The organism is uncultured Aquitalea sp. (assembly GCF_945957525.1).
GTDB lineage: Bacteria > Pseudomonadota > Gammaproteobacteria > Burkholderiales > Chromobacteriaceae > Aquitalea.
The window spans coordinates 183,009-195,580 of the sequence record NZ_CAMFLA010000004.1; the positions used below are offsets into that span (position 1 = coordinate 183,009).

The 12,572-nt window shown below is 63.1% G+C and carries 12 protein-coding genes; 6 read left to right on the forward strand and 6 right to left on the reverse strand.

The genetic code is table 11. The annotated features are described in order from the left end of the window. Positions 1–101 precede the first annotated feature (101 nt). Complete coding sequence (infA, locus tag Q0P52_RS05765; RefSeq protein ID WP_293765317.1) at positions 102–365, forward strand: translation initiation factor IF-1; 264 nt, start codon at positions 102–104, stop codon at positions 363–365. A 298-nt stretch (positions 366–663) separates the two neighbouring features. Then, positions 664–1,860, forward strand: coding sequence for an EAL domain-containing protein (locus Q0P52_RS05770; protein ID WP_293765319.1), 1,197 nt, complete (start codon positions 664–666; stop codon positions 1,858–1,860). Between the two features lie 21 nt (positions 1,861–1,881). Here the strand turns inward: Q0P52_RS05770 and arfB are convergent, their stop codons facing one another. From arfB to Q0P52_RS05790, 4 genes are all read right to left on the reverse strand, one after another. Next, the gene (arfB, locus tag Q0P52_RS05775) at positions 1,882–2,286 is read right to left on the reverse strand and encodes an alternative ribosome rescue aminoacyl-tRNA hydrolase ArfB (protein ID WP_293765320.1); all 405 of its coding nucleotides are present in this window, start codon (positions 2,284–2,286) and stop codon (positions 1,882–1,884) included. Next, on the reverse strand, positions 2,283–2,867 hold the full coding sequence (locus Q0P52_RS05780; RefSeq protein WP_293765321.1) for a hydrolase: 585 nt from the start codon (positions 2,865–2,867) through the stop codon (positions 2,283–2,285). The genes arfB and Q0P52_RS05780 overlap by 4 nt, the downstream gene beginning before the upstream one ends. A 191-nt stretch (positions 2,868–3,058) precedes the next feature. After that, entirely contained in the window at positions 3,059–4,303 is a 1,245-nt protein-coding gene (locus Q0P52_RS05785) for a nitronate monooxygenase (RefSeq protein WP_293765322.1), read from the reverse strand. 200 nt (positions 4,304–4,503) lie between these two features. Next, positions 4,504–4,974, reverse strand: a complete 471-nt coding sequence (locus Q0P52_RS05790) for an Lrp/AsnC family transcriptional regulator (RefSeq protein WP_293765324.1) — start codon at positions 4,972–4,974, stop codon at positions 4,504–4,506. 159 nt (positions 4,975–5,133) lie between these two features. Between Q0P52_RS05790 and kynB the strand changes: the two genes are divergently transcribed. The 3 genes from kynB to Q0P52_RS05805 all read left to right on the forward strand — a co-directional run bounded on the left by kynB (position 5,134) and on the right by Q0P52_RS05805 (position 8,575). Further along, a complete protein-coding gene (gene kynB / locus Q0P52_RS05795) occupies positions 5,134–5,793 on the forward strand; it encodes an arylformamidase (RefSeq protein ID WP_293765326.1) in 660 nt (219 codons plus the stop codon). Continuing rightward, positions 5,790–7,040, forward strand: a complete 1,251-nt coding sequence (gene kynU / locus Q0P52_RS05800; protein WP_293765328.1) for a kynureninase — start codon at positions 5,790–5,792, stop codon at positions 7,038–7,040. Before kynB ends, kynU begins: the two co-directional genes overlap by 4 nt. A gap of 146 nt (positions 7,041–7,186) precedes the next feature. After that, positions 7,187–8,575, forward strand: coding sequence for an amino acid permease (locus Q0P52_RS05805; protein WP_293765330.1), 1,389 nt, complete (start codon positions 7,187–7,189; stop codon positions 8,573–8,575). Positions 8,576–8,700: 125 nt separating this feature from the next. Here the strand turns inward: Q0P52_RS05805 and gltX are convergent, their stop codons facing one another. Beyond that, positions 8,701–10,086: a glutamate--tRNA ligase gene (gltX, locus tag Q0P52_RS05810; RefSeq protein WP_293765332.1), complete on the reverse strand. Its 1,386-nt coding sequence runs from the start codon at positions 10,084–10,086 to the stop codon at positions 8,701–8,703. A 110-nt stretch (positions 10,087–10,196) separates the two neighbouring features. Continuing rightward, positions 10,197–10,820 carry a LysE family translocator gene (locus Q0P52_RS05815; RefSeq protein ID WP_293765334.1) on the reverse strand — a complete coding sequence of 208 codons (624 nt, stop codon included), beginning with the start codon at positions 10,818–10,820 and terminating at the stop codon, positions 10,197–10,199. Positions 10,821–11,057: 237 nt separating this feature from the next. Here Q0P52_RS05815 and Q0P52_RS05820 point away from each other — a divergent pair, with 237 nt between their 5' ends. Next, complete coding sequence (locus Q0P52_RS05820) at positions 11,058–12,494, forward strand: PLP-dependent aminotransferase family protein (RefSeq protein ID WP_293765336.1); 1,437 nt, start codon at positions 11,058–11,060, stop codon at positions 12,492–12,494. Positions 12,495–12,572: the final 78 nt, after the last annotated feature.

Sequence of the window (12,572 nt, forward strand, 5' to 3'; positions counted from 1 at the left end):
CTGGTTACCGAATCGAAGAGAATTCCGGCAATGGCCCGACGGCGTTCGCTTAGCGAACGTCCAGTCGCCTATTGCCGCACAGTCATACAGAAAGGAAAGCCATGTCTAAAGAAGACATGATCGAACTGCAAGGTGTTGTTATCGAAATGCTGCCGGAATCGCGCTACCGCGTGCGTCTGGACAACAATGTTGAAATCCTGGCCTACGGCTCCGGCAAGATGAAGATGCACCGCATCCGCGTACTGGTGGGCGACCGCGTTACCGTGGAAATGTCCCCGTACGACCTGACCAAGGGCCGCATCAACTTCCGTCACCCGACCGCTCCGGCCGGCGGCGTGCCCCACACCGGCGGCAAGCGTCGCTGATTCGGCGACAGGCCGCAGCGGCCTGCCGCTCTTGCGCCGGCGATGCGATGCCGCAGCCCCATTCGGGCATGCCGTCGCCTCCCGGCCCGCCGGCTGTTGCGAAAAGCAGCCACCTTTCCTCTCCTGCACGGCCCCAACCCTGTAAGCGCTTCATCTTGCAAGACTGCTTAAAACTGCGCAGTCAACCACCCCTGCTCCGAAACATCTGCTAATAAGTAGGGAAAAGCACGCAGACAATGCTGGAATCGACTCATGCCATGTGCTTAGATAAAAGTCGATCTTGCCTTGCGAGTCCGCCATGCCTCCCACGCCAAGCCGCCAGATACTGCTGGCCGAAGACAGCAGCAGCCAGCGCGCCTACCTCAAGGAGCTGTGCCTGTCCCTGCCGGACGTCGTCGTGCATGAAGCCGCCGACGGCAGCTGGGCCTTGCAATTAAGCCGCAAATTGCCGCAACTGGATCTGGTGATCACCGACCTGAGCATGCCCGGCATGGATGGTATCGAGCTGGTTGAACGCTTGTCGCGCCAGGCCAGACTCCCTTCGCTGCTGCTGATCAGCGGCCATGCGCCGGAACTGCTGAGCAACTGCATGCGGGCCGCCAAGGAGCTGGGCTTTACCGGCATCGGCTACCTGGCCAAACCCTTCAGCGACGATGCTTTTCTGGCGGAATTAGGCCGGCTGCTCGCCACCATCAGCCCTGCCGAGCAGGTGGAATACGGCATGCCGCTGATTGATATCATTACCGGCCTTGCCCACAACCAGTTCTGCGCCTTCTATCAGCCCATTTACGACCTGGGCACCGGCAAGGCAGTACAAATCGAGGCGCTGGCCCGCTGGCGCCATCCCAACAAGGGCATTCTCACGCCCGGCCACTTCATCAGCATGCTGGAGCATGAAGGCTTCATCCAACTGCTGACCAACCGCATCGTGCAAACCGGGCTGGATCTGCTTATCCGCAACCCTGCCGCGCGCGATTTGCGCCTGTCCATCAACTTGTCGCGCAGCCTGCTGGACGACCGGGAATGCCTGGATTGGCTGGTGAATCAGGTAGAGGCGCGCGGGCTGGAGTTCAACCGCGTGGTGCTGGAAATCACCGAAACCATGGCCTTTGCCGATTTCGGCCATACGCTGGCCACGCTGCTGCGACTGCGCATGCGCGGTTTCGAATTGTCGCTGGATGATTTCGGCACCGGCCACACCACCCTGGAACACGTGAAGAATCTGCCGTTGACAGAACTGAAATTTGACCGGGTGCTGATCAAGGATATTCATCAGGACACGCGCAGCCAGAGCATCATCGCCGGCATGGCGCGCATTGCGCGCGAGCTGAATCTGCGCATGGTGGCGGAAGGCATAGACGACGAGAACGACCTGGACTACCTCTGTCAGCACCATCCGGATATCGAACTGCAGGGTTTCCTGCTGTGCAAACCGGTGCCCGCGGAAGAGCTGCACAAACACCTCTACCCCTGCTGCCAGCAACGCAGCGCCTGAGCGCTGGCGCTGCGACAGGGCTCAGAAATCCACTTTGCCGCGCAGCGATTTCACATCGGCGCGCTGCTTCTTGCCTTCCAGACGCCGCAAACGCGAGGCCCGTGTGGGCTTGGTGGCCACGCGGGCGGGCTGCACCACCGCCGCTGCGTCCACAATACGCTGCAGTCGCTCCAGCGCGTCCTGCCGGTTCATGTCCTGAGTGCGGTGTTGCTGCGCCTTGAGAATGATCACGCCATCCTTGCTCAGGCGATGATCCGCCATGCTGAGCAAGCGCTGCTTGATCCACTCCGGCAAGGACGACGCCCGCACGTCAAAACGCAGATGGATGGCGCTGGATACCTTGTTAACGTTTTGCCCGCCCGCGCCCTGCGCCCGCATGGCGCTCAGCTCCACCTCGGCCGGGTCAAGCTGGTAACGCCCGCTCATGAGGCTGTCGCTTGCAGGGCGGCAATCACCGCCGCTGTCTCGCGCACCCGGCCAATGCGCGGAAAGATGTGCTTGACGGAGAAGGCGTGGCACTCGGCCAGCGGGCAGCTCATCGCGTCTTCGGCCAACACCAGTTCATAGCCATGCTCCCAGGCGCTGCGCGCGGTGGAATCCACGCCCACATGGGTGGAGATGCCGCCCAGCACCAGCGTGCGAATGCCGCGCCGGCGCAGTTGCAGATCCAGCTCGGTGCCGTAAAAGGCGCTCCATTGTCGCTTCAGGATGAAAAGATCGCGCGAGGTGTCGCCCAACTCGGCCGGCTGAGTCAACCAGTTGCCGGGCAACGGCGTGGCCGGGGTCGGCGCGTCCACCGGCGGCATCAGGCGGTCGCCGTCGTCGGGAGACCAGCCCACTCTCACCTGCACCACCAGCGCGCCCGCCTGGCGGAAGGCCTTCGCCAACCGTCCGGCCTTGTCCAGCACCGCCGCGCTGTCATAGGGCTCGCGCGCGAAACCGAGAATGCCTTGCTGCAGATCGATCAGCAGCAGCGCCGTCGTCCGGGGATCGAGTCTGTCCGCCATCAAGCTTCTCCCGTAAAAGATCAAAGGCGCATCTTAACACCGCGCCACCATGAAAAACGGCCATGTCTCGAAAGACACGGCCGTGGAGGAATGCTGCGAGGCGCGCCTGGAGCCGCCAACAGAACCTCGCCGAGAGCCTGACCAAGCGGCGCCGAGGCGGGCAAGGCAGGGCCGGGAGTTGTCAGCCGGCATTATTCCGGCAGCGCTACCTTGCCGTCCTTGCTGAACTGGTAATCGTGGAACACATGCTCGGCACTGAGGATGCGATAGCTGCCATCTTCATTACGGCGGGTGGTGTCCTTCAGGCGGTAGGTGTAGTGGCCGCAAGTCCAGCAGTCGAAATTGCGCATGTGCGTGCACAGACAGGTCTTGTCCCACACTTTGATGCGGCGCTCGCCCGGGTGGGCGGCCACTTCGCGGTTGTAAGCCTGGATGTAGGCGCAGCTGCCGTTGGCGTCCAGCAGGTAGCCGTAGGCTTCGCAGTTGGGGCGAATGCCATCGCCAATGGCCGGGCAGGACTTGATCATGCGCATCGGATAGCCGGTGGGCGACAGCTGGTTGACTTCGATATCGTCTTCGCTGGCCTTGAAGTATTCCTGCTGCACCTTCTCCGGCAAACCGCACTCGCTGGTGACGGTAAAGCGGGTGGCCACCTGCACGGCGGAGGCGCCGTTTTCCAGGAAGCCCACCGCGTCGGTGCCGGTGAAAATGCCACCAGCCGGAATCAGCGGGATATCCAGCTTCTCAGCGATCATCCAGTCGCGGATTTCCGCGACGATGGTGGCCAGATCGTACTCGCGCCAGTCCATGCCGAAGCCGAGGTGGCCGCCGGCCAGCGGGCCTTCCACCACCACGTAATCGGGCAGGCGGTTGGTACGGGAGGACTTTTTCAGGAACAGTTGCAGCGCGCGCAGCGAGGACACGATGATGCCGAGCTTGGCGTCGCGGAAGCGCGGGTGGTCTTCCATCAGCGCGAACGAACCCAAATGCAAGCCGGCCGCCAGCGTGATGCCGTCGATGCCGGCGTCCAGCGCCGCGTGCAGGCGAACGCGCAAGGTATCCTTGGGCGCGTTCATGGTGAGCTTCTCCATGCAGTTGATGAAGATCAGCCCGTCGCCGCGCTTGGCTTCCATGGCGCTGCCTACGTGCATCTTGGTGGCTTCCGCCAGCAGGCCGAGGTCGAACTTCACCACGGACTTGTCGGCGTTCTCCACGTTGAACTTGTACTGCTTGAGCTTATCCTTGACGTACTTGGTGTTGAAGCGGCGATCGGTAACGGTCGGCACCATGGCGTCGGAAATATGACCGACGCCACCCAGACGGGCAGCCTCCAGCGACAGTGCCACGGTCGAGATATCGACCCCCATGCCGCCCACCATGATGGGCACCAGCTCGTGCTTGCCCAGGCGCAGGCGAAAATCGTCAACACACTTCATTACAGGGACTCTCCTTATGCTGGGCGGCATTATCCCCGAGGCGGAGAACAAAATCCATTATTTTAGAGTTTTTGCTCGCAGCAGGTAAAAAGGCCGGCGGAGCAAGGCGGAGGGCTGAATGACGGGCAGTAGCGGCGGACATGTCTTGCCAGACTACGCCGACGCCGTGACAGAAAAAAGACAGCGCCCCACCCGCCCTCTCAAGGGCGCTCCGGCAACGGCAGCCGGCGCTCGTCCTTGAGCGTCTTCATGACGATGTGCGAGCAGATATCGCGCATCCCCGGCACCTTGTTGAGCTTGTCCACAATAAAAGCGGAAAAAGCCGCCAGCGAACGGGTGCGCACCAGCAATACATAGTTGCAGGGCCCGGTCACCACCCAGGCGGCCGTCACTTCGGGAAACGCCGCCACCTGCGACTGGAAATCCTCATGCCAGTTGTCGCGGCTGCGATCGAGCGTCACCTGCACCACCGCCTCCAGTTCAAAGCCCAGCGCAGCGGCGTCCAGCTCCGCGCGATAGCCCTTGATCATGCCCGCCTCCTCCAGCGACCTCACCCGCCGCAGGCAAGCCGACGGCGACAAGGCAACCTTGTCGGCCAGATCCTGATTGCTCAGGCGCCCGTTCTCCTGCAAGGCGGACAGAATCCGCCAGTCGATCGCATCTAGCTGCATACGCAAGAATCTTTCATACGAGCAATCAAAAACAGAATAGTCTGCGAAACCATTCAACTTCACAACATCAACTTGCAATTATTCCTGACAAAGCCAGTGCTAGCATAGTCTTCGTAGCGGCCCACCCCACCCGCCGTCCACCACCCTTGGAGCCAGCTCATGCTCTATGACATCAGCCCACCGCTTTATACCGGCATGCCGGTATGGCCCAGTGACACGCCCTTCGGCCAACATCCCGGCTGGCGCATCGGCCAGGACTGTCCGGTGAATGTGGGACGCCTTTCCCTGTCTGGGCACAGCGGCGCGCACGCCGACGCCCCGCTGCACTACCAGGCAGACGGCGCCCCCATCGGCGCCGTGCCGCTGGACGCCTATCTCGGCCCTTGCCGGGTGACGCACTGTCTGGACGCCGGCCCGCTGCTGGGCATGACGGCATTGCAGGAGGCGCTGGATCGTCAGCCCCACCCGCTGCCGGCCCGGGTGTTGATCCGCACTTGCCGCGCCATGCCGCAAACGCAATGGCAAGACGATTTCTGCGCCGTGTCCGCCGATGCGGTGCGCTGGCTGGCTGCGGCAGGCGTGCGGCTGATCGGCATCGACAGCGCCTCGCTCGACCCGATGCGGAGCAAAACCCTGGATGCCCACCACGCCGTGCGCCGGCACGGCATGGCCATACTGGAAAACCTGTTGCTGGATGATGTGCCGGAAGGCGATTACGAACTGATCGCCCTGCCCCTCAAACTGATGGAAGCCGATGCCAGCCCGGTGCGCGCCGTACTGCGCCGGCTGCCGGCAAACAACACAAAGGAGACAATATGATTAGCCGAGAACACTGCCTGGCCGCAGATGCCCGTGATCCGCTGGCCAGCCTGAAGTCGCGCTTCAGCCTGCCGGACGGGGTCATCTATCTGGACGGCAATTCGCTGGGCGTGCTGCCGCGCAGCGCCCGCGAACGCAGCCTGGAGGTGCTGGAGCAGGAATGGGGCAGCGGCCTCATCCGCAGCTGGAATACCGCCGGCTGGTTCGAGCTGCCGGGCCGCCTCGGCAACAAGCTGGGCCGCCTGCTGGGCGCGGGCGAGGATGAAGTAGTGATTACCGACACCACCTCGCTCAACCTGTTCAAGGCATTGGCCGCCGCCGTGCGCATCCAGCGCGAGCAGGCCCCGCAACGCAAGGTGATTGTCTCCGAACGCGACAATTTCCCCACCGACCTCTACATGATGCAGGGCATGATCGACTTCCTGCAGCAAGGCTACGAGCTGATGCTGGTGGATGACGATCATCCGCTGGAAAGCCTGCTGGACGACTCGGTGGCCGTGCTGGCGCTGTCCCACGTCAACTATCGTACCGGCGCCATGTACGACATGGCCGCGGTCAGCCGCCTTGCGCATCGCCACGGCGCGCTGGTGCTGTGGGATCTGGCCCACGCCGCCGGCGCGGTGCCGGTGGACCTCAATGGCGCGGAAGCCGACTTCGCCGTTGGCTGCACCTACAAATATCTCAACGGCGGCCCCGGCTCCCCGGCCTTCATCTGGGTGGCTCGCCGCCATCAGGACCGCTTCTGGCAGCCGCTGTCCGGCTGGTGGGGCCATGCAGCCCCCTTCGCCATGCAAAGCGACTACCAGCCGGCCGCCGGCATCCGCCGCTACCTGTGCGGCACGCAGCCGATTCTGTCCATGTCGCTGGTGGAGTGCGGCCTGGACGTGGCGCTGGAAGCCGACATGCAGGCCCTGCGTGAAAAATCGCTGGCGCTGACCGACCTCTTCATCCAGTTGGTGGAAGCCCGCTGCGGCCAGCACCCGCTGACGCTGATCACCCCCCGCGACCACGCCGCGCGCGGCAGCCATGTCAGCTTCCGCCATCCTGAAGGCTATGCCGTGATGCAGGCGCTGATTGCGCGCGGCGTGATCGGTGACTACCGCGAGCCGGAAGTGCTGCGCTTCGGCATCACTCCGCTCTATCTGGGCCATGCCGATATCTGGGACGCCGTGGAAGTGCTGCGCGACATCCTCGACAGCCGCAGCTGGGACCGCCCCGAGTTCCGCCAGCGCGCTTCGGTGACCTGATCCCGCCTCGCCGCCTTCGGCCAAGCTTCGAAGGCGGCGTTTTCCTGCAGCAACCCGCAACAACGGACTTGAGTGCATCCGGGGAGAGTCGCGTCCCGAGAAAAAGGCGCCAGTCCGTCAGGCTCGACACACATGGAGGAGAAACCATGAGCTTTGACAAGATCCAGGCGCGCGAAAGCGGCCTGCAACGCCGCCTGTCCGCGCGGCAAATGAGCATGATCGCCATTGGCGGCGCCATCGGCACCGGCCTGTTTCTGGGCAGCAAGTTCGCCATCGGCTTTGCCGGCCCCTCGGTGCTGCTGAGTTACGCCATAGGCGGCTTCATCACCTTGCTGCTGATGGGCTGCCTGGCGGAGATGACCATCGCCCACGCCACCTCAGGCTCCTTCGGTGCCTACGCCGAGCACTACATCAGCCCGCTGGCGGGCTTCCTGGTGCGCTACGCCTACTGGTCCTGCATTGTCATGGCGGTTGGCACGGAAGTGACGGCAGTGGCCGAGTACATGCGTTACTGGTTTCCGGCCGTGCCGTCGTGGAGCTGGATCGTCCTGTTTTCCGGCGCGCTGATCGGCGTCAACGCCATGAGCGTCAAGGCCTTCGGCTCGGTGGAGTACACCTTTTCCGCCATCAAGGTGTTTGCCATCCTCGCCTTCATCATTCTGGGCGCCTGGGTCGTGTTTGGCGGCGGTCATGCGGAATACGGCCTACATCTCTACACGGCCAATGGCGGTTTCTTCCCGCATGGCAGCTGGGGCATGTGGGTGGCGGTGGTGATCTCCATCTTCAGCTACCTCAGCGTGGAAATGATCGCCGTGGCCGCTGCGGAGGCGGAAAACCCGGAAGCCGCAGTGCGGCAGGCTTTCCGCGCCACCATTGTCCGCCTGGTGCTGTTCTATCTGGGCTCGCTGGCGCTGATCGTGGCTATCGTGCCCTGGGCTGACATCGGCAAGGGCAACAGCCCCTTCGTCACGGTGATGCAGGTGCTGAACATCCCCTACGCCGCCGGCATCCTCAATTTCGTGGTGATCGTGGCCGCGCTCTCCGCCATGAACAGCCAGCTCTACATCACCACCCGCATGATGTTCAGCCTGTCTCGCGGCGGCGACGCGCCGGCGGCGCTGGGCCGTCTCACCCCCAGCGGCGTACCGCGCAACGCGCTGTTGTTGTCCTGCAGCGGCATCGCGCTTGCCGCCGCCGTGTACGCGCTGTTTCCGGATCAGGCCTTTACGCTAATGATGTCGCTGTCGATGTTTGGCGCGCTGTTCACCTGGATGATGATCTTCCTCACCCACTGGTTCTTCCGCCGTCATCACGACAGCCACCCGGCACAGCCGTTGTCCTTCCGTCTGCCGCTGTTCCCCGCCTCCACGCTGCTAGGCTTGCTGCTGATGCTGGCCATTCTGGTCACCACCGCCTTTACCGACGTGTTCCGCATGACTCTGGTGTTCGGCCTGCCCTTCCTGATACTGCTGGTGGCGCTGTTTTATCTGGTGCGCAAGCCGGCTCAGGCAGAGCTGGCCCGGCAAGGCGGATAAACCCTGCCGACCCAAGGTTGGCCGATGAGCTTTACCGCTGTTCCGCATAAACAAAAAGCCACCCTTGCGGGTGGCTTTTTCATGGCCTGGCCGCTATGCCTTCGGCCAACCTTTGCCTGAGGCCATCAGGCGCGCAGGCGGCGCAGCACTTCTTCCTTGCCGATCAGCGCCAGGACGGCGTCCACGGACGGGGTCTGGGTGGTGCCGCACACCAGCACGCGCAAGGGCATGCCCAGCTGGCCCATCTTGATGCCTTCTTCGGCGCAGAACGGTTTGAACAGCTCGTGGATGCTTTCGGCAGTCCAACTGTCCAGCGCGGCCAGCTTGTCCGCAAAGCGGCCCATGCGCGCCACGGCGTCGCCGGCCAGATGTTTTTCCACATCGGCGGCAGCCGGTTCGCGTTTCTTGTAGAAGTAATCCACCTCAACCGCCAGTGCGTTCAGGTCCTGGATGCGTTCTTTCACCAGCGCCACCACATCCGCCAGAAGCGGGCCGGCAGCGGTATCCACCGCAGCGGCGGCCAGGCGCGGCGCAATCAGGTCGGCCAGACGCTGATTGTCGGCGGCCTTGATGTGCTGGGCGTTCAGCCACATGAATTTTTCCTGGTTGAAGCGGCTGGCCGAAGGGCTGACTGCTTCCAGGGTGAACCATTCGACAAATTGCTCCATGGAGAAGAATTCGTCGTCGCCATGGCCCCAGCCCAGGCGCGCCAGATAATTGAGCAGCGCTTCGGGCAAGATGCCCTTGTCGGCGTAGTCCACCACGCTGACGGCGTCGCGCCGCTTGGACATCTTCTGGCCATCCTCGTTGAGGATCATCGGCAGATGGCCGTACACCGGCAGCGGCGCGTTCAGCGCCTTGAGGATGTTGATCTGCCGTGGGGTGTTGTTGACGTGGTCGTCGCCGCGGATCACGTGGGTGATCTGCATGTCCCAGTCGTCCACCACCACACAAAAGTTGTACGTGGGGCTGCCGTCCGGGCGAGCGATGATGAGGTCGTCCAGCTCGGTATTGGAAAATTCGATGCGACCCTTCACCGCGTCGTCCCACGCCACCACGCCGTCCAGCGGGGTGCGGAAACGAATCACCGGCTCTACGCCTGCGGGCGGCTGCGGCAAGGACTTGCCGTCTTCCGGACGCCAGCGGCGATCGTAGCGCGGCTTCTCGCCGCGGGCTTCCTGCTCGGCACGCATGGTTTCCAACTCTTCCTTGCTGCAGTAGCAACGATAGGCGTGCCCGCTTTCCAGCAGTTGCTGGATCACTTCCTTGTAACGGTCAAAGCGCTGGGTCTGGTAAAACGGGCCTTCGTCGTAATCCAGACCCACCCAGTGCATGCCGTCCATGATGGCCTTCACCGACTCGGGAGTAGAGCGTTCCAGGTCAGTGTCTTCAATGCGCAGCACGAAAACGCCGTTGTTCTTGCGGGCATAGGCCCAGGAGAAGAGCGCGGTGCGCACGCCACCGATGTGCAGATAGCCGGTGGGGCTGGGAGCGAAGCGGGTACGGATCATGATGTGTCGGGTCCGGCAATGTCAGCGAAAGACCGCTATTGTACGCCGCCAACAAAAAAGCCCGCAAATGCGGGCCCGGCGGAAAACGTGCGCGGCATAGCGCCAGCGGGTCAGATAACGCCAGCCAGCATCGGCGCGGGCAGCATTTGCGCCAGCAGCCACAGCGCAGTGCCGGCCAGCATGGCGGCCATGCCGCAATTGAACACGCGCAAACGGCGCGGCGAATCCAGCCAGCGACGAATGGCAACGCCGCTGCCGGCCCACACCGCAATGCAAGGCAAGCCGACGACAAAAGTCAGCAGGGCAAACAGGAAGCCGGCCTTGAGCGGGTCCATGTGCGCCGGCAGAAACACCACAGCAATATTGAAACCCATCAGCCACACCTTGGGATTGAGCCAGTTGAACACCAGACCGCCGGCAAAACCCATCGGCCTGCTGTCGCTGTCGCCGTCCTGCGCACGGCCGGCGCGCGCCATCCCCCAGGACAGCCACAACAAATAGAGGCAACCCGCCACCGCCAGCCATACCTGCACCGCCGCAATCAGCGACACCAGGCTACCCAGAAACACCGTGAGAATGCCCACTTGCAATGACAAACCCAAGGCCATGCCCAGCATGGCCGGCATGGTGCGCGAGAAACCGTGATTCACGCTGGACGTGGCCAGCACCAGATTATTGGGACCAGGGGTGATGGACATCACCAGAAGATAGGTGGCAAGTGCGATGAAATTCATGATGCATTCCGGACAAGGGCTGCGTCCCGCCCGGCGCCCGGCGGCTTGTGGCCCCGGCGCACCCCGATAATTACCGGCGGCGACGCTTGATGTTTGTGACAACCGGCATGGTACGCCCCCGGCACAACCAGTAACAGATTCAGAAAAATTGAATTGAAACCATAACAGTTTTATATTGCGCAAACTGTTATGGTCAAATTGCCGGCAAACTGTGCCGATGCCACGCCCGGAGCCCTCATGAGCGAACAAACAGAGCCGCTGTACCAACAGCTGGTCAATGAATGGATCACCCTGATCCAGAACGGCGCCATGCAGCCGGGCCAGCGCCTGCCCTCGGTGCGCAAGGCCTGCGACATGCACAAGGTCAGCCCGTCCACCATCCTGCAGGCTTACCGCACGCTGGAAGACCGTGGTTTCATCGAAGCCAGGCCGCAATCCGGTTTTTATGTGAAGGCTTCGGCCAACCTACCCCTGCCGCGCATGCGCCGCCAGAGCGAAGCCGCCCCCACCGGCGAGGTGGTGGACCACATCGAGGCGGTGATGCGCCTGCAAACCTCGGCCGACTTCATCGACCTGTCGCTGGCCAGCCCGCGTGGCAGCGACTTCTACCCCACCACCCGCTTCAAGCACATCATGGGCCGCCTGTTGCGCCAGCAGCCCGAGCTGACCACCGACTATCCTTTCCCGCCGGGTTCGGAAAGGCTGCGCCGGCAAATCGCCCAGCGCGCCGTCAGCTGGGGCTGCGTGCTGGCGCCGGACGATATCGTCATCACCAACGGTTGCTCCGAGGCCCTCCAACTGGCGCTGCGCGCCGTCTGCAAGCCGGGCGACACCGTGGGGCTGGAATCGCCCACCTATTTCTATCTGCTGCCCCTGCTCAAGAGCCTGGGCTTGTCGGTGATCGAAATTCCTACCCACCCCGGCAGCGGGCTGGCGCTGGACGCGCTGGAACTGCTGTTGTCGGAAAAGCGCCTGCAAGCGGTCGTCGCCATGCCGACGGTACACAACCCGCTGGGCTGCACCATGCCGCCGGAAGCCAAGCAGCGACTGGCGAAGCTGATGAACGACTACCGCGTGCCGCTGATCGAGGACGCGCCGCACGCCGACCTGCACTACGGCGCGCAAACACCGGATGCGGTCAAGGCTTTCGACCACGATGGCTGGGTGCTACTGTGCTCCAGCTACAGCAAGACGCTAGCCCCGGGCTTTCGCATTGGCTGGATTGCCGCCGGCCGCTTTGCCGGCGAAGTGTTGCGGCTCAAGTGCGCCAGCTCCCTGGCGCAGCCGCGCCTGCTGGAAGAAACGTTGGCCGAATATCTGGAAACCGGCGGCTACGACCACCACCTGCGGCTGATCCGTCGCCACTTCATGAGCCAGATGGAGCGCCTGCGCGGCACCGTGGCCGCCCGCTTTCCGCAAGGCACCCGCGCCACCCTGCCCTCTGGCGGCTGCCTGCTATGGGTGGAGCTGCCATCCGGCATCGACACGCTGGATCTGTTCCACGCCGCCCTTGCCGAGCGCATCACCGTGGTGCCCGGCGTGATGTACTCCGCGCGCGGCCGTTACCGCAACTGCCTGCGCTTGTCCTGCTGCTACCCCTGGAACGAAGCCTACGAAAGAGCGCTGGTACGCGTAGGAGAAATCGCCAGCGCAATGGGAATGGGAAGCTTATGAGCGACAATGCATTGTCCGACAACGACAAAATGGCCTATGCTGGCCGCTGCGCCATTTTTCTGTAACAACCCCGTTTCT